General features: G+C 66.8%; 17 protein-coding genes. 6 read left to right on the plus strand and 11 right to left on the minus strand.

All coding sequences use genetic code 11. From position 1 onward, the window contains the following. Positions 1–5: 5 nt before the first annotated feature. Positions 6–722 carry a L,D-transpeptidase family protein gene (locus OMP43_RS17640; protein ID WP_280280845.1) on the minus strand — a complete coding sequence of 239 codons (717 nt, stop codon included), beginning with the start codon at positions 720–722 and terminating at the stop codon, positions 6–8. A gap of 263 nt (positions 723–985) precedes the next feature. Between OMP43_RS17640 and OMP43_RS17645 the strand changes: the two genes are divergently transcribed. After that, a complete protein-coding gene (locus tag OMP43_RS17645) occupies positions 986–1,699 on the plus strand; it encodes a murein L,D-transpeptidase catalytic domain family protein (protein WP_280280846.1) in 714 nt (237 codons plus the stop codon). A gap of 17 nt (positions 1,700–1,716) precedes the next feature. On the opposite strand, the gene OMP43_RS17650 is transcribed toward OMP43_RS17645, so the two are convergent. After that, complete coding sequence (locus OMP43_RS17650; protein ID WP_280280847.1) at positions 1,717–3,228, minus strand: hypothetical protein; 1,512 nt, start codon at positions 3,226–3,228, stop codon at positions 1,717–1,719. Positions 3,229–3,325: 97 nt separating this feature from the next. Here OMP43_RS17650 and OMP43_RS17655 point away from each other — a divergent pair, with 97 nt between their 5' ends. After that, positions 3,326–5,377 carry an NAD(+) synthase gene (locus OMP43_RS17655; RefSeq protein WP_280280848.1) on the plus strand — a complete coding sequence of 684 codons (2,052 nt, stop codon included), beginning with the start codon at positions 3,326–3,328 and terminating at the stop codon, positions 5,375–5,377. A 279-nt stretch (positions 5,378–5,656) separates the two neighbouring features. Next, a complete protein-coding gene (locus tag OMP43_RS17660; protein ID WP_280280849.1) occupies positions 5,657–7,876 on the plus strand; it encodes a glycoside hydrolase family 3 C-terminal domain-containing protein in 2,220 nt (739 codons plus the stop codon). A gap of 93 nt (positions 7,877–7,969) precedes the next feature. On the opposite strand, the gene OMP43_RS17665 is transcribed toward OMP43_RS17660, so the two are convergent. From OMP43_RS17665 to OMP43_RS17695, 7 genes are all read right to left on the minus strand, one after another. Then, a complete protein-coding gene (locus OMP43_RS17665; protein ID WP_280280850.1) occupies positions 7,970–8,992 on the minus strand; it encodes an oxidoreductase in 1,023 nt (340 codons plus the stop codon). A gap of 105 nt (positions 8,993–9,097) precedes the next feature. Continuing rightward, positions 9,098–10,441, minus strand: coding sequence for a Gfo/Idh/MocA family oxidoreductase (locus OMP43_RS17670; protein WP_280280851.1), 1,344 nt, complete (start codon positions 10,439–10,441; stop codon positions 9,098–9,100). Between the two features lie 19 nt (positions 10,442–10,460). Next, entirely contained in the window at positions 10,461–11,606 is a 1,146-nt protein-coding gene (locus OMP43_RS17675; RefSeq protein WP_280280852.1) for a Gfo/Idh/MocA family oxidoreductase, read from the minus strand. Between the two features lie 16 nt (positions 11,607–11,622). Next, positions 11,623–12,066, minus strand: coding sequence for a cupin domain-containing protein (locus OMP43_RS17680; protein WP_280280853.1), 444 nt, complete (start codon positions 12,064–12,066; stop codon positions 11,623–11,625). 78 nt (positions 12,067–12,144) lie between these two features. Next, a complete protein-coding gene (locus tag OMP43_RS17685; protein WP_280280854.1) occupies positions 12,145–14,094 on the minus strand; it encodes a glycoside hydrolase family 97 protein in 1,950 nt (649 codons plus the stop codon). Continuing rightward, positions 14,091–14,813, minus strand: coding sequence for a GDSL-type esterase/lipase family protein (locus OMP43_RS17690; RefSeq protein WP_280280855.1), 723 nt, complete (start codon positions 14,811–14,813; stop codon positions 14,091–14,093). Before OMP43_RS17690 ends, OMP43_RS17685 begins: the two co-directional genes overlap by 4 nt. A 250-nt stretch (positions 14,814–15,063) precedes the next feature. Next, entirely contained in the window at positions 15,064–16,410 is a 1,347-nt protein-coding gene (locus tag OMP43_RS17695) for an MFS transporter (RefSeq protein ID WP_280280856.1), read from the minus strand. A 200-nt stretch (positions 16,411–16,610) separates the two neighbouring features. Between OMP43_RS17695 and OMP43_RS17700 the strand changes: the two genes are divergently transcribed. Both OMP43_RS17700 and OMP43_RS17705 read left to right on the plus strand, forming a co-directional pair. Continuing rightward, complete coding sequence (locus OMP43_RS17700) at positions 16,611–18,113, plus strand: L,D-transpeptidase family protein (protein WP_280280857.1); 1,503 nt, start codon at positions 16,611–16,613, stop codon at positions 18,111–18,113. Between the two features lie 20 nt (positions 18,114–18,133). Beyond that, positions 18,134–18,436, plus strand: a complete 303-nt coding sequence (locus OMP43_RS17705; RefSeq protein ID WP_280280858.1) for a hypothetical protein — start codon at positions 18,134–18,136, stop codon at positions 18,434–18,436. 271 nt (positions 18,437–18,707) lie between these two features. Here OMP43_RS17705 and OMP43_RS17710 read toward each other — a convergent pair whose 3' ends face one another. Next, entirely contained in the window at positions 18,708–19,016 is a 309-nt protein-coding gene (locus OMP43_RS17710; RefSeq protein WP_280280859.1) for a hypothetical protein, read from the minus strand. Positions 19,017–19,305: 289 nt separating this feature from the next. Next, positions 19,306–21,600 (minus strand): AAA family ATPase, encoded by a 2,295-nt coding sequence (locus OMP43_RS17715; protein ID WP_280280860.1) that lies wholly within the window; start codon positions 21,598–21,600, stop codon positions 19,306–19,308. A gap of 144 nt (positions 21,601–21,744) precedes the next feature. Between OMP43_RS17715 and OMP43_RS17720 the strand changes: the two genes are divergently transcribed. Continuing rightward, entirely contained in the window at positions 21,745–22,488 is a 744-nt protein-coding gene (locus OMP43_RS17720; RefSeq protein WP_280280861.1) for a DCL family protein, read from the plus strand. The last annotated feature ends 38 nt before the right edge of the window (positions 22,489–22,526 follow it).

Below are 22,526 nucleotides of genomic sequence, written 5' to 3' on the forward strand. Positions count from 1 at the left end.
AGATTTTATTTGGAGCCGCGGCGCGGAAGCGGCTGGACGATCTCCCGCGCCGGGCCGGTGACCCAGCTTGCCGGCTGGGGCTGCGGCCGCGGCGCCATGCCGGGCATGGTCACCATGTTGAACGCCTCGCCGCCCAGGTTGCGCGCATCCGCCATCAGGAGCGGCGTGGAGGGGCCCGAACGCTCGGGATTGGTCACCGGCTCGTCCGTCACCATCACGTCGCCGCCGATCTCGGTCAGCGCATAGAGCTGCCTGGCAAAGGCCGCCGGGAAGCGGATGCAACCGTGCGAGGCGGGATAGCCGGGGAGATGGCCGGCGTGCAGCGCGATCCCGTCCCAGGTGAGCCGCTGCATATAGGGCATCGGCGCGTTCGAATAGAGGTTCGAGCGGTGGAACACCTTCTTCTGGAGGATGGTGAAGGCGCCGGCGGGCGTCTCATGCCCGTTCGAGCCGGTCGACACCGTGCTCGCGCCGACCAGCTTGCCGCCGCGATAGACATAGGCGCGCTGGTCCGGAATGCTCACCACGATCGAGACGGGATCCCAGTCGTTCGTGCTCGCGCGGATGATCTGGGGCTGCTCGTACCAGGCCCATTGGCCGTTGCGCAGCCCCTCCGGCGCGATCTGCATCGTGTCGGACGCGATCCCCTGCGCGACGGCGGGAGCAGTGGGAAACAGGGCGGCCAGGGCCAGGAGAAGGACGGCAAAGGTGCCGGAACGCATCGAACAGCTCTCCGAATCCGACGAGCCAGGACGGCTCAGGGCGATTCCTTAACGAAATTAACCTAATTTCGTGCCGCTGCCGAATCGGCGATATTCGTGCGGGCAAATCGCTGGCAACGTTCCGGATTTCGGAGAGCCTTCGGCGAACCGGGCGAACGATGCGGCGAGTCGCGCAACTTGGGACAGATGTTGAGCAACGCGCTTACCATCTGTCTGGTATAGCTTCCCCCTGGGGACGAGAGCAGCGGGCTTTTTGGATAGTGATGGATAGTCTCGATACGATTCAGTCGCGTCGCGCCTTGTTGAGGACGGCGCTGGTGATGGCGAGCGGCGCGGTGGTTTCGGCCTGCGCCTCGCGCACGATCGAAACCGCGATGGCACCGGCCGCGCTGCCGGTCCCGGCGCCGATCCCCGAGATTCCCAAGGCGCCCGAAGTGGCCGCCGCCAAGGTGCCCGGCGTGCCCGCCGGCATCCGCCCCGAGCTGTTCAAGAAGGCGCTGGCCGCGCTCAACCGCCATTCGATGCGCATCCCGTCGCACGACCGGATCGCGATCGCCGATTTCGCCTCGCCCTCCTACAGCCCGCGCTTCTTCGTGGTGAACCTGGGCACCGGCCAGGTCGAGCGCTTCCTCGTCGCGCACGGCATCGGCTCGGACCCGCAGCATACCGGGCTGCTCCAGCGCTTCTCGAACGAAGTGAATTCGGAAGCGACCTGCGAGGGCGCGTTCCTGACCGCGGACTATTATGTCGGCAAGCATGGCGATTCGCAGCGCCTGCTCGGCCTCGACCCGACCAACAACAACGCGCTCGATCGCGCGATCGTGGTCCATTCGGCCTGGTATGCGAACACCGACATGATCGGCCGGCACGGCAAGCTGGGCCGCAGCCAGGGCTGTTTCGCGGTGGGCGAGAACGAGCTGGCCAAGCTGTTCGAGCGGCTCGGCCCGGGCCGGATGATCTACTCCGCCAAGGTCTGAGCCAAGGCCTGACCCGGCTAGTTCCGCGGCAGCGCGGGCCCCGGCCCGGTGCCGCACGGGAAAGGCGGCGCCCAGCAGGGATAGCCGAACGCCAGCTTCGTCGCGTAGCGCGCGACCGGCCGTTGCGGCCAGCTGCCCGGCAGCGCCACCTCCGCCTTGCCGCTGCCCTTGGGCCAGGTCGCGATGCTGGACGGCGTGACGCCATACCAGCGCGCATCGCCCGCGAACGGCCGCTTGAAGGCGATCGCCATCACGCGGTCCCCCATCCATAGCTGGTGGTAGTCGGCGGGGCTGCGCTGCGTGCCCCGCGCGTCCACCACCGCCGAGCGGGCGAAGTAGATGTCCTGCCACGGCGCGGCGGGCGCGGCGAAGGCCAGCGCCTTGGCGGGCTCCTGCGGCATCGCCGGTCGCGGCACGATGCGGAAGCTGGCGAGCAGCACCAGCGCCGCCACCACCGCCAGCCCGCGCAGGTCGCGCCAGCTTAGCAGCAGCCAGGTGAACAGCGCCGCCATCGGGAACAGCCATTTGAAATAATGGGCGTTGAAGAAGCGCCACATGCCGCTGGGCACCAGATCGACATAGGCGAGCATCATCGCGGTATAGATCAGCGCGGCCAGCGCCATGCAGAGCGCCAGCCAGCGCGCCGGGCCCCGCAGCCGCATCACGCCCAGGATCAGGCCCGCCGCGCCGGTGAGCAGCCAGGGCAGCTCGCGCAACAGGCCGGTCTCGCCGGGGAACCAGGGCGCGGGATCGACCAGCAATATGCTCGCCTTCCAGCCGAGATCGGCGAACGCGAAGCCATAATCGCCCGAGAGCAGCGTATAGTCGGTGAGGCGCCAGCCATAGATGGCGAGATAGAGCACGGCATAGGGAAGGAACGCCGCCGCGGCGCCGCCGATCGCCCAGGCGAGATCCGGCCAGCGCCGCTCCATCAGCACCGGGCGCCACAGCGCGAAGCCGCCGATCACCGCGCCCACCACCACGTCCGCCGGGCGGACCAGCGCGATCCCGGCCAGCAGGGCGCCGAGCAGCCAGGGCCGGCGCCGGCCGCCGAACATCATGTCCGCCGCCTCGGCAAAGGCGAGCCAGACAAAGGCCGCGGACATGGTCGTCGTCCAGGGCTCGAGCCAGAATTTGGAGATGCGCAGGTCGCCGATCGTCGCGGCGAGGAACAGCAGCCCCGCCGCCAGGCTCCCCACCCCGAAGCGCACACAGACGCGGTGGAAGCCCCAGAAGGCAAGCGCATAGCAGGCCAGGTTGATCGGCACGAACGGCGTCGGCGCCCAGGCGAAGGGCGCCCCGGCGAGCGGATAGAGCAAGGGATACCAATGCTGGTCCGGGCTCAGGTCGAAGCGCAGGAACGCCCTGGCCGATTGCAGATATTGTTTCTGATCGTGCCAGCCGCGCCACCAGGGTCCTCCGGGCGCGAAGAACTTCAGGTTGATCTTGAAGACGGTATAGGCCGCGAAGACGGCCATGACGGTTCGCACCGGATGCGCGTCGAACTGGCGGCGGATCCAGTGGAGCATGGCCTGCGGGTATCGCTTGCGCGGGGTTGGCACAAGCGCGCCCGAGCGACTAGGTGTGTGGCGTGATCGATACATAACCGGTTGCAAGACGGAGACGATGAGCCAGTCCCATCCCTTTTATTCGATCCACCGCCAGGGAATGATCCGCGCGGGCCTGTGCACGCCGGCGGTGGTGGTGGGCGATCCCGCCGCCAATGCCCAGGCGGCGATCGCGCTGGCGCGGCAGGGCGACGAGCAGGGCGCGGACCTGCTCGTCTATCCCGAGCTCAACGTCACTTCCTATGCGATCGACGATCTGCACCTGCAGGACACGATCTGCGAGGCGACCGAGGCGGGGATCGCCGCGATCGTGGCGGCGAGCGCGGAGCTCAGGCCGGTATTGCTGGTGGGCGCCGCGCTCCGGCGCAACGGGCGGCTCTACAATTGCGCCGTCGCCATCGCGCGCGGGCGCATCCTGGGCGTGGTGCCCAAGAGCTACCTGCCCAATTACCGCGAATATTACGAGAAGCGCTGGTTCGCGCGCGGTGCCGGCCTGGCGGGGCTGGAGATCGTGGTGGCGGGGCAGAAAGTGCCCTTCGGCACCGACCTGATCTTCGCGGCGGAGGAACTTCCCGACTTCGTCTTTCATGTCGAGATCTGCGAGGATTACTGGTCTCCCCTGCCCCCTTCCACCGAAGGCGCGCTGGCCGGGGCGCTGGTGCTGTGCAACCTCTCCGCCTCGAACATCGTGGTGGGCAAGGCGCGCGAGCGGGCGATGCTGTGCGCGGCGCAATCGGCGCGGGCGGTGGCGGCCTATGTCTATTCCGCTTCCGGCCCCGGCGAGAGCACCACCGACCTGGCCTGGGACGGCCAGGGCATGATCCACGAGCTGGGCGAGCTGATCGCCACCACCGAGCGCTTCGAGCTGACCACCGAAGTGGTGTGCGCCGATATCGACCTGGAGCGGCTGCGGCTCGAGCGGATGCGGATGGGCACGTTCAACGACTGCGCCGCCGACCATGGCGATCCGGAGACGCGCTTCCGCCGCGTGACCTTCCAGCACCGGCCGGACCACGCCGACAAGGGACTGCTGCGCAAGCTGCGCCGCTTCCCCTTCGTGCCCAACACCCCCTCCCGGCTGGAGGAGGATTGCTACGAGGCGTTCAACATCCAGGTGGAGGGGCTGCGCAAGCGGCTGGACGCCACCGGCGCGAAGCACATCGTCATCGGCGTCTCGGGCGGGCTCGATTCCACCCATGCGCTGATCGTCGCGGCCAGGGCGATGGACCGGCTCGGTCGCCCGCGCACCGACATTCTCGGCTTCACCATGCCGGGCTTCGCGACCAGCGAAGGCACCAAAGCCAATGCCTGGGCGCTGATGGACGCGCTGGGCGTTACCGGCGAGGAGATCGATATCCGCCCGGCGGCGCGGACGATGCTCGAGGGGATCGGCCATCCCTTCGCCAGGGGCGAGCCGGTCTATGACGTGACCTTCGAGAACGTCCAGGCGGGCTTGCGCACCGACTATCTGTTCCGTCTCGCCAACCAGCGGCACGGCTTCGTGCTCGGCACCGGCGACCTGAGCGAGCTGGCATTGGGCTGGTGCACTTATGGCGTCGGCGACCATATGAGCCATTACGGCGTCAATGCCGGCGTGCCCAAGACGCTGATCCAGTATCTCATCCGCTGGACGGTGCAGACCGGCCAGTTCACCGGCGAGGCGGCGCGGGTGCTGACCAGCATCCTCGATACCGAGATCTCGCCCGAGCTGGTGCCCGCCGATGCGGACGGCAGGATGCAGAGCACGCAGGAGCGGATCGGCCCGTACGAGCTGCACGATTTCTTCCTCCACTACACGATCCGGCACGGCCTGCGGCCCTCCAAGATCGCCTTCCTCGCCTGGCACGCCTGGAAGGACGCGGCGGCGGGGCAATGGCCGATCGGCTTCCCCGAGGATGCGCGCCACCAATATGACCTGGCGACGATCGCGAAATGGCTGGAGGAATTCCTGTTCCGCTTCTTCCAGACCAGCCAGTTCAAGCGCTCGGCGCTGCCCAACGGGCCCAAGGTCTCGGCCGGCGGCGCGGTGAGCCCGCGCGGCGACTGGCGCGCGCCCTCGGACGGCGTGGCGCGTCCGTGGATCGCGGAGCTGAAGGCGAATCTGCCGTAACCGCCTGTTTCGGGCAGCCGGCCGCCGCCAGGAACGGCACCGTCATGCTGAACTTGTTCAGCATCCAACCCGCCACGGGCGATACCGCTCGCGGAGCGTTGAACCCTGAAACAAGTTCAGGGTGACGCAGGGAATGAAGGCAATGACAATTCCATAATCGCGGCGGGCATAGGCTCCGGAACCGCCAGCCTTTCTCCCGCCATCCCGGTGATAGCGTTACCACCACTTGACCTGTATACCCTTCCCGACAACGCTGACAAAAATCGCGGGAGAGGAATCATGAAGCTGCGCCGTCACGCATTCGCGGGCTCGCTGGTCGCACTGGGCATCGCGCTCGCCGCCGCGGCGCCCGCCGCCGCGCAGGACCAGGCCCGGCCCTGGATGAACGCCGCCCTCTCCCCCGATGCCCGGGTGAAGGCCGTGCTCGCCCAGATGACCGAGGACGAGAAGCTGACTCTGGTCTTCGGCTATTTCGGCACCGATTTCGCGCCGAAGAACGGCTATAAGGCGCCCGCCGAGGCGCGGCAGGGCTCGGCCGGCTATGTGCCGGGCATTCCCCGGCTGGGCATCCCGCCCCAGTGGCAGACCGATGCCGGCGTGGGCGTGGCCACCCAGGGCGGCGCGGCGCGCAAGCGCGGGCGGACCGCCCTGCCCTCGGGCCTCGCCACCACCGCGAGCTGGGACGTCGACCTCGCCCATGCCGGCGGCGCGATGATCGGCGCGGAGGCGCGCGCATCGGGCTTCAACGTGATGCTCGCCGGCGGCGTCAACCTGATGCGCGAGCCGCGCAACGGCCGGAACTTCGAATATGGCGGCGAGGATCCGCTGCTCGCCGGCACGATGGTGGGCGCGCAGATCGCCGGCATCCAGTCGAACCACATCGTCTCGACCGTGAAACATTATGCGGTGAACGACCAGGAGACCGATCGCGATACCGGCAATTCGATCATCGACCAGGGCGCGGCGCGGACCAGCGACCTGCTCGCCTTCCAGATCGCGATCGAGAAGGGCGATCCGGGCTCGGTGATGTGCGCGTACAACCGCGTGAACGGCATCCATGCCTGCGAGCATCCCTGGCTGCTCACCGACGTGCTGCGCCGCGACTGGGGCTATAAGGGCTATGTGATGTCGGATTGGGGCGCCACGCACTCCACCGCGCCGGCCGCCAATGCCGGGCTCGACCAGGATTCGGGCTTCCCGTTCGACAAGGAGCCCTATTTCGGCGCGCCGCTGAAGGCCGCGGTGGCGAAGGGTGACGTCTCAGCGGCGCGGCTCGACGCGATGGCGGGCGCGATTCTGCACGCGATGTTCGCCAACGGGCTGTTCGAGAAGCCGATCGCCGACGCGCCGATGGACCTGGCCCCGGCGATGCTCGCCGACCATGCCGGCGTGACTCGCCGGGATGCCGAGGGCGGCGCGGTGCTGCTCAAGAACCGCGACGCGATCCTGCCGCTCTCGCCGGCGGTGAAGAAGATCGTCGTGATCGGCGGGCATGCCGACAAGGGCGTGCTGGCCGGCAGCGGCTCGTCGCTGGTCTATCCGGTGGGCGGCAATGCCGTGCCCGGCCTGAAGCCGGCGACCTGGCCGGGGCCGGTGATGTATTATCCCGACGCCCCGCTCGCGGCGATCAAGGCGCAGGCGCCCAATGCCGAGATCCTGTTCGCCGATGGCGGCAATGCCGGCGCAGCCGCGAAGCTCGCCAGGGATGCCGATGTCGCGATCGTCTTCGCCACGCAATGGGCGGGCGAGGCGTTCGACGTGTCGCTCACGCTCGAGGACGGCCAGGACAAGCTGATCGCGGCGGTGGCCAAGGCCAATCCGCGCACGGTGGTGGTGCTCGAGACCGGCGGGCCGGTGCTGACGCCGTGGCGCGACCAGACCGCCGCCATCCTCGCCGCCTGGTATCCGGGCACGCAGGGCGGCAGCGCGATCGCCAACCTGCTGTTCGGCAAGGCGAACCCCTCGGGCCGCCTGCCGGTCAGCTTCCCCGCGAGCCTCGACCAGCTGGCCAAGCCCGCCGCGCCCAACAAGGGCGACACGACCTATGGCGAGGGCGCGACGGTCGGCTATAAATGGTATGACGCCAAGGGGCTGACGCCGGCCTTCGCCTTCGGGCACGGGCTTAGCTACACCGAATTCGCCTATTCGGGGCTGCGCGCGCGCGCCGAGGACGGAACGGTCTCGGCCAGCTTCACCGTGCGCAATACCGGCAAGGTGAAAGGCAAGGCGGTGCCCCAGCTCTATGTCGCCGGCGCGGGCTGGGAAGCGCCGAAGCGGCTGGGCGCGTTCGACAAGGTCGAGCTGGCGCCGGGCGAGGCGAAGCAGGTTTCGCTCAAGGTCGATCCGCGACTGCTGGCGACCTGGGACGCGGCGGGCAATGGCTGGAAGATCGCGGGCGGGACGGTGCAGGTGATGCTGGGCAGCTCGGCCAAGGATATCGTCGCGACGGTGCCGGTGACGCTGGCGCCGCGGACGATCGCGGTGGGATGGCGGCCCTAGGTTGCGGACTCATCTTCTTCCTTCGTCCCCCCGGCGCAAGGCCGGGACGGCGGTCATGGGCGAGATGACGACCCGGCGCGAGATGACGGCCAATCAGAATGAAAGCCGCCGCCCTTCCCGCGCGCTCTCCCGCGCCATTTCCATGATCCGCAGTCCCAGCACCGCGTCCTCGCCGCTGACCGGCACGGGCGCGCCCTCGGCGATCGCCTTGGCGATGCCGGCATAATAGCCGCGATAGTCGCCGGCCTCGGTCGGGACGATCTCGCTGCTGCCATCGGCGCGGGTGAGCCGGCCGTGGAATTGCGGCTCCTCTTCGCCCACGCCCGGATCGGTGTAGCGCGCGCCGTCCTTCACGCGCGCCTCCTGCGGGTCGAGCCCGTGCTTGGCGAAATCGGCCAGGGTGCCGTGCAGCCAGAAGCGCGGACGCGGCGTGACGAACAGCCGGCCGGCGGAAAGCGTCACCCGGCGCGCGCCATGGAACAGGGTCAGCTCGAAATAATCGTCGGTGCGCCCGCCTTCGCGCTGGACCGCGATGTCGGCAAGGATCGCCTCGGGCGGGCCGAAGAGCTGGAGCGCCTGGTCGATCAGATGCGGGCCGAGATCGGCGAGGATGCCGGCCCCGGCACCGGGATCTTCCTTCCACGCCTGGGCGAGCGCGGGGCGGAACCGGTCCCAGCGCAGCTCGGCGAGCATGACCTCGCCGAGCACGCCGCCGTCCAGCAGCTTGCGGACGGTGCGGAAATCGCCGTCCCAGCGACGATTGTGAAAGGCGCTGACCAGCAGGCCCCTCGCCCTGGCGAGCGCGACCAGCCCCTCGCCATCGGCAAGGCTGGTGGCGAAGGGCTTGTCGATCACGACATGCTTGCCCGCCTCCAGCGCCCGGCGCGCGAGCGGGACATGGGTGTCGTTGGGCGTGGTGACGACGACCAGCTCGATGCCCGGATCGGCGAGCAATGCTTCGGGGGTGGTGACGGGCACGTCCGGATAGCGCGCGTGCACCGCATCGGCACGCGAGGTGGCGACGGCGGCGAGCTCCAGCTCGGGCACTGCGTCCACCAGCGGCGCGTGGAAGGCAAGCCCGCCCAGTCCATAGCCGATCACTCCGGTGCGGATCATGCGACGCTCCCTTGCCCTGTTGCCACCGCCCTCTAGGGCCGGGCGGGCGGCGATGCGAAGAAAAAGCGTGACCCCGGCGCGCGGCCGGGATCACGGAGGGGGACCTCAGATCGCGTATTTCGCCCGTTGCGGGCGGGCGAGCATCGCATTGGCGGCATCGTCGCCGATGAACCGCTCCGCCGCGGGATCCCATTTGAGCCGCCGCCCGGTCTTCATCGCGATGTGATGGAGCAGGCAGGTCGAGCAGGCGCGGTGGCCGATCTCGGCGGGCGCGCTGACCGGCACGCCCTTCAGGATCGCGTCCAGCCAGTTCCGATGCTGCTCGGGCGCCTTGTAGAGCCGGATCTCGTCCGGGCCGATCACGCTGTCGAGGACCCTGGGATCGCTCGCCGCGAGCGGCACGTCGGCGGGCTTGGAAGGGTCGGAGGAAGAGACCGCGCCGGTGCGCTGGACGAAGACCCAGCCCCTGTCGCCGATGAACTTCACGCCATTGGGCAGCGCGCCCGAGATCGTCATCGTGACCCCATTGGCATAGCGGGCATGCGTCTCGAACGGCCCGTGCACGTCCCACAGGCCGGATTTGGGAAATTCGGCGCTGCCCCAGATCTCGACCGGACCGCTATGCTCCATGTCCATGCCCCAATGGGCGATGTCGACATGATGCGCGCCCCAGCCGGTGATCATGCCGGCGCCGAACTGCTCCATGCGGAGCCAGCCGGGCCGATCCTCGAAGCTGTTCTGCGGGTGGACGCGCGTCTCGGTGTAATAGACTTCGGGCGTCGTCCCCAGCCAGGCATCGTAATCGAGGTTGGAAGGGATCGGCATCCGCGGCGCCGCGGGGCCCGAAGGATCGCCCGGCAGGCCGATCTCGACATGCTTCAGCCTGCCGATCCGGCCGTTGCGGACCAGCTCGCAGGCGCGGTGGAATTGCGGCCAGGGGTCCTGCCCGCGCTGCTGCGAGCCGATCTGGAGAACCCGCCCGGACTGCTTCACTTCGTCCGCCATCCGCCGCCCCTCGGCGATGGTGAGCGAAGCGGGCTTCTGGAGATAGACATGCTTGCCCGCCCGCACCGCATGCACGGCGAGCGGGGCGTGCTGGTGGTCGGGCGTGGAGATCAGCACCGCGTCGATATCCTTCGCGGCGAGCAGCTCGCGATAATCGGCATGGCCGCGCGTGCCCGAATAGGGCTTGCCGGTGCTGGCGGCATAGCGATCGTCGACCAGCTGCATGCCGGCGCCGAGCCGCCTGGTATCGAGGTCGCACACCGCGACGATCTGCGCGTCGGCATGCTTGTGGATCTCCTTCATGTCGTGGACGCGGCTGATCCGGCCGACGCCGATCGCGCCGATCGTCACTCGGTTCGACGGCGCGTTCGCTCCGAACACGCTCGCCGGCACGATCATCGGCGCCGCGATGGCCCCGAGCGTCTGGCGTCTGGAAAGCCGCATGCCTCTCTCCTTCCCTGGTTCAGGCCGAAACCGGCCGGGTGGCGTTCTTCTGTGCGGTGAGCACCAGCTCGGCGGCGAGCAGCGCCTGGTCCTGGTCCTGCGCGACGCTGCTGCGCTCGACGACATCGGCGATGAACTGCGGGCCGAAGGGGAGATGGACCTTGGAGCAGTCCATATATTGCACGCCCTGCCGGTCGCAGATCAGCAGGTGGTTGCCGCCGGGCCGGCCGGCGATGTCCACATATTTGCGCAGCTCGATATAGCCCTCGGTGCCGAGGATGAAGAGCCGGCCGTCACCCCAGGTCGGCAGCCCGTCGGGCGTGAACCAGTCGACCCGGACATAGCCGGTGCCGCCGTCGCCGCTGAGCATCATGTCGCCGAAATCCTCGAAGCCGGGCTTGTCCGGCCAGTTCAGGTTGCCGGTCTGCGCGGCAACGACATGCGCGGTTTTCGAGCCGGTGTAGAACAGGAACTGGTCGGCCTGATGGCTGCCGATATCGGTGAGGATGCCGCCATAGCGCGCCTTGTCCCAGAACCAGTCCGGCCGGCCCGAGCCGACGCGGTGGGGGGCGAGGTTGACGGTCTGGATCACCTTGCCGATCCGGCCCTGCCGGACCAGCTCGCCGGCCTGGACGGCGGCGCGCACCTCGAGCCGCTCGGAATACATGATCGCGAACTTGCGCCGGGTCTCGGCGATGGTACGGCGAACCTCGGCGAGCTGGCCGAGACTGGTGATCGCCGGCTTGTCGCCGAGATAGTCCTTGCCCGCCCGCATCGCCCGGATGCCGAGCGGGGCGCGGAGATCGGGGATCGGCGCGCCTGCGATCAGCCTGATCGTCTTGTCGCCGAGGATCTCGTCCTCGCTCCGCGCCAGCTTCACGGCATTGCCATAGCGCTTGCGGAACATGTCCACCTGTCGTGGATCGGCCGCATGGAAGGCCTTGAGCACGCCGCCGCCGCGGATCATCGCGTCGGTCATCGAATAGATGTGCGCATGATCGAGGCCGATCACGCCGAAATCGATCCTGTGCTTCACGCCCGGCTCGGGGCCGATGGGCGCGGCATTCTCGGACGGGGCGTTGCCCGAGCTCTGCGACTGGGCGAGAACTTCGGGCGGCAGCATCGCGGCGATGCCCGCGATGCCAAGGATCGAACGACGGTCCATTTCTCGAAGCTCCCTGTCACTGCGCCGGCGTGGCGGCAGTCTTCCAGTTGATGACATGATAGGTGGCCGGGGTCCCGCCCACATTGCGCAACGCATGTTGCGCGTTCGACGCATTGAAGATCACCGAACCGGGCCCGAGCCGCTCCCATCTGCCGCCCGAAAGCGCCTCGACCGTCCCCTGGTCGATGATCACCAGCTCCTCGTTGGGATGCTGGTGCGGCGGATGCGAGGACAGGCCCGGGTTGAGCGTGGTGACGTGCATCTCGAGCTCGGCCAGCGTCGCGGTGGGCTGACGGACGAGATTGCGGAGCGCGCCGACATCGGTCTTCTGCACGGCCAGCCGGTTCCAGTCCCACACTGCCGGCCCGAGCACATCCTGCCGCTGTGCCAGGGCATTGGCACCCCAGCCGAGCAGCAGCGCGGCCGCCGCGACGGCCAGGTCCCTTTGCGTGATTCGCATCACCACTCTCCTTGCCCGCGCGATCGCTCGCCGCGTCGGACGTCAGAGTGTTATCCGCAATTGTCCGAGTTTTGAACCCTATTTTTCGAACATAGCGGCGGCGCCGCCATGCGCGGCGAGATCGAGGGTCAGCGCCTCCCCTTCCGCCACCCGCCGTTCGGTGAGGATCGCGGCGTCGGGCTTGTCGCCATCGCTCCACAATCGCATCGCCGCGCCGCGCCGGCCGAGGAAATCGAGCGGCACGGTGACCTTGCGCGCGGTCTCGCTGTTCAGCGCGCCGAGGAACCAGCGCGCGCCCTTGCGCCGGGCGAGGACGATATACTCCCCCGTCTCCCCGGCGAGATAGCGCGTCTCGTCCCAGCTTGCCGGCACCGCCTTGATGAAGTCGAAGCCGGCGGGACTGGCGGCATAGGTGTCCGGACTGTCGGAGACCGCGGCGACCGGCGACAGGAAGGCGACGTACAGCGCCAGGCCGTGCGCGCGGCTGGTCTGGACGAAGGGCAGGTCGCCGCGGATGCGGAAAGCCTCGGGCGTCACGTTGCGGAAGCCGCCGGGAGTATAGTCCATCGGGCCGATCAGGCCGCGGGTGAAGGCGAGCATGACATTGTGGCGCGACGTCACCCGGCGCGACCATTTGTTGTACTCGGCGCCCATCACGCCTTCCTGGGTCATGAAATTGGGCCAGGTGCGCGCCAGCCCGCGCGGCGGATAGGCGCCGTGGAAGTCGACCATGATGTGGTGGCGGGCGGCGGCGGCCAGCGTGCGCGCATACCAGTTGACCATCCACTGGTCGTCCCGGTCCATGAAATCGACCTTGATCCCGGCGATGCCGAGCTTCTCATATTCTGCGAGCGCGTCTTCCTGCTGCTCGTCCAGCGCCTGCCAGTGCATCCAGAGCCAGAGGCGGACCTTCTTCGATCTGGCGTAGTCGACCACTTCGCGAAGGTTGAGCGCGTCGGTCCATTTGGTGATGTCGACGCCCGGGCGGCGCACTCCGCCGCCGCCGGCGCCGGCATACCAGCCCTCGTCGATCATGGTATAGGGCAGGCCGTTGGCGGCGGCGAAGTCGATCAGCGCCTTGGCGACGGCGGTGGTGCTGCGCTGTCCGGGCAGCGCCGCAATCACCGGGCCGCTCCACCAGTCCCAGCTCGTCAGGCCGGGCTTGATCCAGCCGGTGTCCTCGATCCGGCTCGGGCTGGAGAGGTCGAGGACCAAGGTGGACTCGTTGAGCTTGCCCAGCTGATCGGCGAGCATCACCACCCGCCACGGCGTGACGATCGGGCTGCCGATCCGCGTGTGGACGGCGATGCGATAATCATCGAGCGAGGGCGACAGCTTGACCTGCAGCCCGGGCCCGCCATCGCCCCGGCCGGTGAGGTACATGCCGGCAAAGTCGAGCAGGTCCGCCTCGGTCAGGGCGAAGGCCGCCTTGCCGGTCTCGCAGGCGAAAGGCAGGCTGAAGAGATTATGGTCGCGCAGGTGCGGCACGTCCACGGGATCGAATTCGCCTTCATGGCTGGAGCCGAACTTGCCGACGTTGAAGCCCCAGCATTTATAGGTCGGCGGAAAATAGAAGCCGGTGCGCTCGTAGCGGACGATCGCGGCCGCGGTCTGCGGCTGGACCGGCACGACGGTGCGAAAGGCGACGCCATCGTCATAGGCGCGCAACACCACGTCCATCCGGCGCTTCGCCCCGCCCTTCTCCTGGAAATGCACAGTGAGCTGGTTGTAATGGTCGCGCCCTTCGGCGGCGTTGCCGGCGACGATCGGATAGCGGGCATCCGCGCTGGCCGTCTCCGAGCCGGTGATCGCCAGGCCATAGCCGAGCGTGTCGGCATCGAGATCGAGCAGGATCGGCGACGGCGCGAGCACCAGGCTGCCGCCGCGCGACACGGCATAGACCGGCGTGCCCGCGCCGTTCAGCTGGAGCGAGATGCGGTTGCTGCCGTCGGGCGACGCGGCGGTGAGGACCTGTGCGCCGGCGGGCGCGGCGAGGAGCAGCACCAATGCCGCGAGCGCCACCCTCACGCCCTGTGCGCCTTCAGCACCGGGGCGAGCACGCTCTCCATCGCGGCGAAGCCCTGGCCGGTCGGATGGACGCCGTCAAAGGCCATGCCGGGCTTCATCGCCCCCGCCTCAGTGGCCAGCACCCCGGTATAATCGATGAAGGTCGCGCGGGCGTGGCGGGCATAGTTGCCCAGGAACAGATTGATCCGCCGGATCGGGTCGACCGGATCCAGGCCCGGGCGCCAGGGAAAATGGTCGGCCGGCGGCACCGCGCCGAGCAGCACCGCGATGCCATGCGCCTGGGCGAGCTCCGTCATCGCCTGGAGATTGTCGCAGCTTTGCTGGACCGTCATCCTGCCCGTGTTCCCGGCAACGTCGTTGGTGCCGGCCATGATGTGGACGAGACGCGGGCGCAGCCGGATCACATCGGCCATCATGCGGAGCACCATCTGCGGCGTGGTCTGCCCGCCGATGCCGCGGCCGATGCGGCCGGGGGTGAAGAAGCCGGGCCGGCTGTCGGCCCAGATCTGAGTGATCGAATCGCCCATGAAGACGATGTCGACCTTCCGGCCCGAGGCGATCAGCTTTTCGTTGTCGGCAGCGTAATGGCCCAGCCAGGGCCAGTCCTCCTTCAACTGGCGCTGGCGCTTCTCATCGCCGCTCTCCTGCCATTTCCCGGCACATGCCGCGGCGGGGACGAGCAGCATCCCGGCAAGGAACCCACGGCGGACCATCGACATCACGGCGTCTCCAGCATCGGACGGATGCCGCCGACACTAGCGCCCGGCCGCTCCGTGCGGAAGCGCCCAGGGAGGGGACGGGTTTTCGGAACAAAAGCCCGCAAGTTCCAGCGGACAGGGCCGTTTATGGAATCGGCCCGGCATTGCGCGCGGATGACGGGATCGTGTCGGACGGCGTTACGCGCACCAGTCCGTTCCTTGCCGCCGGAGGGGGGCTCCCCCTGGATCCGGCGGCAAGCGAACGGTCTTCTCAGTGGATCGACGCAGCCTCGCCCTCGGCCCGGACCACCGGCGCACGGCCCGCAGCGATCGCGAACACGCACAGGGCGACATAGCAGGCCGCCGGCACGACCAGCGCGAAGGCATAGCCATGCGCGCCCGAGATCAGCCCGACGAGCAGGGGCAGCACCGCGCCGCCGACGATGGCGGTGCAGAGCAGGCCCGAGGTCGCTTCCGCACTCGCGGTGGAACGCTCGAGCGTGAGCGTGAAGATCACCGGGAACATGATCGAGTTGAACAGGCCGATGCTCAGCGCGACGAAGCCCGCGGTGACGCCGCCGACCACGAAGACATAGAGGCACATCGCGGCGGCGATGGCGGTGAACAGCGCCAGCAGGCGGTCGGCGCGGACAACCGTCAGCAGGCCCGAGCCGAGGAAACGGCCGACCATCGCGCCGCCCCAGTAGAAGGCGACGGCCTTGCCGGCTTCCTGGAGCGAGACGCCCGGAATGCCGTCGCTGCCCATCAGATAGCCGAGCACCGGCACCCCGAACGCGGCGTCCGAATGGCCCCAGATCGCGTCCGAATTCAGGAACAGCGCCATCTGCGTGCCGATCGCGACCTCGGCACCGACATAGAGGAAGATCGCGAGCGCGCCGAGCAGCGCCCATTTGGAGGTGAGCGCATCGGTGAACAGCGCCCAGAAACCGCGCTGCGGGCCGGTCGCCGGAGGCGCCGCCTCGGTGACGACACGGCGGCTCAGATAGAAGAACACCGCGAGCGCGGCGATCAGGCCGCAGATCCAGAAATAGGCGGAGTCGATGCCGGCCAGCGCCTGGGCGCGGATTTCCGGCGTGACGACCGTGCCTTCCTTCACTTCGACGCCCTTGAGGAACAGGTGCGCGCCGAGCAGCGGGCCGAGGAAGGTGCCGAACGAGTTGAACGTCTGGCTGAGCACCAGGCGGAAATGGCTGCCCTTGGGATTGCCCAGCGCGGCAGCGAGCGGATTGGCCGCCACCTGCAGGATGGTGATGCCGCTCGCCAGCACGAACAGGCCAAGCAGCACCAGCCAGTAATTGGCGATGTTCGCGGCGGCGAGCATGATCAGGCAGCCGGCGATCATCGTGACGAGCGCCGCGAGGATCGAAGGCACCGCCTTCAACCTGCTGACCAGCACGGCAGCGGGAAGCGAGACGACGAAATAGGCGAAGAAGAACGCGAACGCGCTCGCCTGGGCCTGGAAGTCGGTGAGCGTGAAGATGCCCTTCACCGCGGCGACCAGCGGATCGACCAGCGAGGTGATGAACCCCCAGGCGAAGAAAAGCGTGGTGACGGCGGCGAAGGCCAGCGTCGTCTGCGTGGAACGTGCGGATGCCAAGATATCTCTCCCCTGCGGACGTCGCCCGCTTCTTCCCCTGGCGGGCATTTGTCCGAAACTGGTCCGACAACGTTGCCAATGTCAAGGCACGTCGTCGCATCGTGCAAATTCGACGCTCGCCACGCGCGCCCGGTTTGGCTTAATAGCAAGTGGCGATTCAGGTCGCCCGGCCCCAGGGCGGCCGCGGAGGAGATTTGCGAGTGACCAAAGTGTTTTCGGGCCGGGTGGCCCGCCGGGCCGCATGGACTGCGGCGCTTGCCGGAATAGCGGCGCCCGTCGTCGCGCAACAGGTCGCTCCCGCGCCGCAGACCACGCCGACGCCCACGCTCCAGGCCGTGCCCGTGCCGCCGTTCGTCCCCAACCCGCCGGTGGTGCTGCCGGTGCTGACGGCGGCCCAGGCGGCCGAGCTCGCGCCGATCCTGAACGAAGCCGGCTTCGCCCAGGGCCTGCGCCGCGTCGGCGATCCGGCGCCCAGCTTCAAGGACAGCGAGGCGCTGGTGCGCGCTGCGCTCGACTATGCCCGGGCGGTCCATTCGGGCCGGCTGGCCGAGAGCGACTTCGATCCGAACTGGGGCCTGCGCCCCGCCGCCTATGATCCCCTGCCCGCCTTTGCCGAGGCGGTGAAGCAGAACCGGGTCGGCGCCTGGCTGCGCGACCTGCCGCCGCCCTGGGCCGGCTATGACACGCTGCAGAAGGGCCTTGCCACCTATCGCAAGATCGTGGCGGCCGGCGGTTGGCAGAAGCTCGCCGCGGGGCCGGACCTGACGGTGGGCGCGAGCGGCCCGCGCGTGGCGGCGCTGCGCAAGCGGCTGGCGGTGGAGGATCCCCAGGCGATCGCCACCGGCGACAAGTTCGATGCCGAGCTGAAGGAAGCAGTGGTCCGCGCCCAGCGCCGCTACGGGCTCAACCCCACCGGCGTGGTCTCCTCGGGTACGCTCGCCGCGCTCAACGTGCCGGCGCAGGACCGGGTCGGCCAGATCATGGCGAACATGGAGCGCTGGCGCTGGCTGCCGAGCGAACTGCCCGCCAAGCGCATCCAGGTGAACATCGCCGCGGCGGTGCTCACCGTGTTCGAGGGCGATGCCCCGATCGCGTCGATGAAGGCCGTCACCGGCCGGCCCGGCAACGAGACGCCGATGCTCCAGTCGAAGATCCACTCGATCGTGCTCAATCCGCCCTGGAACGTGCCCACCGGCATCGCCGCCAAGGAGCTGTGGCCGAAGGGCGAGGCCGCGCTGAAGGCGCAGGGCTACAAGATCATCGGCACCGGCGCGAACCGCCGCCTGCAGCAGCAGCCGGGGCCCAAGAGCGCGCTCGGCCGCTACAAGTTCGACTTCCCGAACAATTACGCGGTCTATCTGCACGACACGCCGTCGCAATCGACCTTCGCCAGCTTCAGCCGGCTCGCCAGCCATGGCTGCGTGCGGCTGGAGAAGCCGGGTCCGCTGGCGCAGCTGCTGCTGCGCAACGATCCGAACTGGCAGCCCGACCAGATCAGCGCCGCGCTCGCCAAGGGCGATACGCTGCGCGTGACTCTGCAGGAGCAGGACCAGGTCTCGGTCTATCTGCTCTACTGGACCGCCTTCGCCAATGCGAACGGCACGATGAACTTCCGCGGCGATCCCTATGGCTGGGACAAGGATCTCGCAGCAAAGATCGAGAAACGCTCCGCGATTACGGCTGCGGCCGTTTCCGCACGTTGAGAAAAGGGGAAATGATCGAAATGAAGACCCGTACCCTCGCACTGATCGCCGTTGCCGGCCTGGCGCTCGCCGCCTGCTCGGGCAGCAAGCCGGAGGACACCAGCGCGAACGAGACCGTCGTCGCGAACATCGGCGAGCCCGAGACCTTCAGCAACGTCACGATCGACCAGCCGGTCGAGACGCCGGCGACGACCAATGTCGCCACCAATCCGCCGCCGGTCGCCGATCTGTCGCCCGACGCGCAGACCCAGGACGATGCCGACGCGACCGGCATGACCGCCAAGGTCGACCGCAATTCGAGCGCGGGCGAGCCGGCGCACTGAGAATCGACCCGTCCTCACATTGAGGACAGTCATTCTTCCATAGTCATCCTGGCCATGCGCCGCGATCCCGCTTCTTCTCCCGTCGATGAGGCAGCGGGACCCCGGCACAAGGCAGGTGTTAAAATAAGCATCTGATATAATGCGTATTTTATCGTACGATTTTACCTGTGTAGGATTTGTGCAGGATCATCGCACGTTTTTTGTGCAGATTGTGACCTTGATGCCACGATGCGGCGGGTGCGTCCAATCCGACCGCGCGGCTATCCACAGTTCAGAATAGCTCACCCTGTCGGCTCGCCTCGATGTACGTTTGCCAACCGGGTTTCGCGGCCTCTTCATCCAACCACGCGGTCACCTGCGCCACGACATAGCCGCCCCCCGCCTCCACGGTGCCGACCGGATGGAAGTGCGAGCGGTAGCCGGTATTGGTAATCGGCAAGCGCGCACGTGCGGGCATCACGCTCTCGATCTCTAGATGGGCGGTCACGCCCCACTTCAGAGGCCAATAACGCGCCTCGATCTCGATGCCCCGCCAGATGAAGCGGTAGGTTTGCGGGTTGGTGTCGATTGCATCTCCCATGACGAACTCCTTGGGTTTGGGTTTCAGGTGCGAACTGAAACCCTGCCCATGCGGCGAGCATCGGGGGGCAAGCGGAAAGCGGCTTCGCGGGGAACTGGTTGCACGGAGCGCAGCGGAGGAAGCTGGGCGGAAGGCGCTTCGTAGCGCGCCGGGGGCAGCGCCCCAGCTCGCGTTAGCGATCGTTACCGGACGGCGGAAACGCATCGGCGGTTCCGGGCGCGATGCGCCTAGAGCGCGGGCCGGAGGCAACGCCCGACATTGTGGCTGAACCTAATAGCTGTCCCCACATTTAAGCCCGACGCATGAAGGCAAGGGTACGATGTGCGAAGTTTGTAAGCTCCGCCTCGTTGATATTCTCCGTCTGATAGGTCGGATTCGTGTCGTGGTGGAAGCGGTTCGCGTAATCGAGGAGTGCGCGAAGCTCCGTGGTGTCTGCTAGGTTTAGAATTTGCTCAGCGCCACCAAGCTTCTGCCGACACAGATCGATAAATCTTCCCAGCATGGACCCCGGAGGAAAGATGCCAGCATAGGCGACACGAACGTATGCCTCCAGCATGGGGCGCAGGTCACCCGCAACTACCCGCTCTCGGGCTGGATCTGGTTGAAGCAAATAGGTCGCCGTTCGCGCGAACCGGCGATCATGCTCGGTGATGCTGTCCTGATTGACGTTCCATTCCTCAAGCGTTGATCCGACCGCCGCGCGGCCGATCCGCATTGCAGCGCGCGCATCGTAGGGGGCGGCCTTCCACAAGCTGATGAGGAACGGCTTCGAGTGAGACAGAACGATAATTTGACTCACGCGATCTAGAAGACCCCGGATTTCCTGAATGGTCACCAATGAACGATGTTCATCGAGGCTCGTCATCGGATCATCGATCACGACGATTTTCCCTGCGATCCCTTGGTCTTGCTCTAGAGACGCGAAGAAGAAAGCAAGGGCGAGTGTGTTGCGGTCGCCCGCGCTGAGCGCGGTACGGAACGACGGCCCAGCATTTGCCGTCAATGGCACATCAACATTGTTGATGACGACGTTGTATGTGGCCGAGGAGCCCCCTCGGTTATTGACAGGTCCGACACCGCCTAGGCGGAATCCCGCATTGAAACGTCCGAGGTAGTTGTTGATCGCGGCCTCGTAAGCCGGGAAGATGTTCTGCCGGTAGTTATCTAGCGCCGTGCGAGCATTGGCACGGGCCGTTTCCGTCGCCTGTTTGGCCTGTTTCTCCGCGAGATAATCATCGCAGAAAGGGGCGATGTTTGCGCTATACCTGCTTTCCGTGGCCTTGAGGCGATTTAGATCGTCGGTCAGGGCGGGAACGTTTGCCGCCTGCGCCTGCTCTTTCACCACCGCAATCCGCTCATTCAGAGCTAAGAGCTGCGCGGAAATCCCCGAGAGTTCTTGGCAATTGCGGTGATACAAGTCGATGGCAGCAACCGCGTCATCGTTTAGTGCGGCGGGCTCAAGTGGTGCCGCCTGCTTAGCGGCTATCGCCGCTTGCACTGCATTGCGTGCCGCTTTCCAATTCCGGGCGATTTCGGCGGTATCAACCGCGACCTCCGGCACCTCAAGAAAGGGGAGCCAAAAGGTGCGGCGCTGAAGCGCCGTGGCAACATTCCGCTCGAAAGCGGCCGGAGCTTCGCCGCTATGCGTGGTTCCAATGTTCCGATTGGCGACGGTGAGATCGCTTTTCAGAGCGGCATACTCGGCGCTGAAATAGGCCCGATAATGGTTGATGATGCCTGACCCGTGGAGCGATTGGGCACAAAAAGGGCAATCCTTCTCCGGCCAGGGCTGATCGTCCTGGGACAGAATGTGGACGCCATCACTTACCCACCGTTCGCCCGCCTGCCCGAGATTGGCCAGATGCGCTTGAACCTGCGCAGCGGCGGCTGCGTCAAGTTCGGGCATATCACGCCCGAGAAGTGCATTGAGAGCGGCCACATCAAAGGTTGGTAGTATCAGTTCGGCGAAATTCGGCTCTGCCTGCACCTCGGCCGATGCTTTCGCGGCGGCGAGTGCACGTTCCGACTCCTGAATCCGGGCATCGACGTTATCCACGGCGACCAGTGCGCAGAAATCGTCCACCGACAGGCCCGCGCGGGCGGCGGCTGGAATGGCGTTTTCCTTTAGGCGAAGCTGACGATTGTGTTCCTCAATGGCCGCAACGTGGCCTTGAAGCACGGTATTGAGCACCACCCCTTGAGCGCCAAGGATGAGTTCGTGAAGGTTTTGCCGGTGGCCGCTCTCGATCTCAATGCCGGAGCACACATTCTCCGACACGAACGCATCATCGAATACTGCCAGCGTTGCTAGAGGTGCCGACCATGCGCCGTTCTGGAAAGTATGTTGGCCTCCGCCGAACGCATCCACAACGATGTGTGGTGGATTGGCGGCGCCCACGCGATGGCGATCGGTTATCAACCGGGCATCGCCGTTGCTGAGTGAGCGTAGCACGGCGGCCATGGTCGTTTTGCCGCGACCGTTCTCCGCATAGATCATGCTCATGCGGCCAAATGGCAGTTGCGCGCCCGGCGCGATGGAATCGAACTGCCCTACGCCCTGCAGTAACTGGATCGCCTCAACCATGTATCCCCCGGATTACCGGTGCATCATACTGGGAGCGATTGGAGATGAAAGCGGCACTATCTATCCACATACATCCATTTCGGATGATTTATTGGAGGATGACCGCAGGCTCTCTGCTCGGTTATCATACCCGCAGGAGCAGGTATGAAATCGATTGAACTTTCTAACGGTCGTAGCTGGAAGTCTCAGAAGGCGGCTCTTGAGCATTTCAAGGCTATGCTTGGCCGGTACGCGGATAACGAGACGGTCGAAGACGCCGTGGACCATGATGACCTGCTAGCAGTTTTGGAGCGGTACGATGCCGCTATAATGGACGGCCCGCCTAAGATTGGCTGCGGCGTAGATCTCTTTGTGAGACGCCGAAACGCTGGTGAGGGATATTCGACGCCGGGCTTTTGGGTGCGGCGGACGGATGGGAGCGAAACCGATTTTAGCTATATCAGCGCGGTTAAGGGGCAACCAAAGTCCCAAGCCCAAGAGCTATACGATGCATGCCGTGCTTCAGTGGCTGCCGATCTAGTGGTAGCAAAGAAGCGGCATTTCAAAGAGCATGGCGATGCCGATCGGCGAGTTCCTTGCGATATTTCGGGAAAGCTCATTGCTATTGATGAAGCGCACCTGGATCACGCCTATCCCAGCTTTGGGCATCTGGTCGTCACGTTCCGCGCCGCTCGTGGCTGGCAACGGGATGTGCCGCCCGGCGTGCTAACGAAGCCTGCCGACGGCCAGACATTTACGACTTTCATTGATCCGATGATCGCTGGGGCGTTTCGCGACTTTCATCATCAGGCCGCGACCATGCGTATCATCGAGGGTAAGGCGAACCTTGCCATGGCGGCACGTCAGCGAAGGCCAAAGGTCCGCCTACCCGTTCAACTCGCCGTATAATCAGCGACGACTGCCAAGCCACCCAGAGCCACTGGCCA

This window comes from Sphingomonas sp. CBMAI 2297, assembly GCF_029870595.1.
In the GTDB taxonomy this organism is placed as follows: domain Bacteria; phylum Pseudomonadota; class Alphaproteobacteria; order Sphingomonadales; family Sphingomonadaceae; genus Sphingomonas.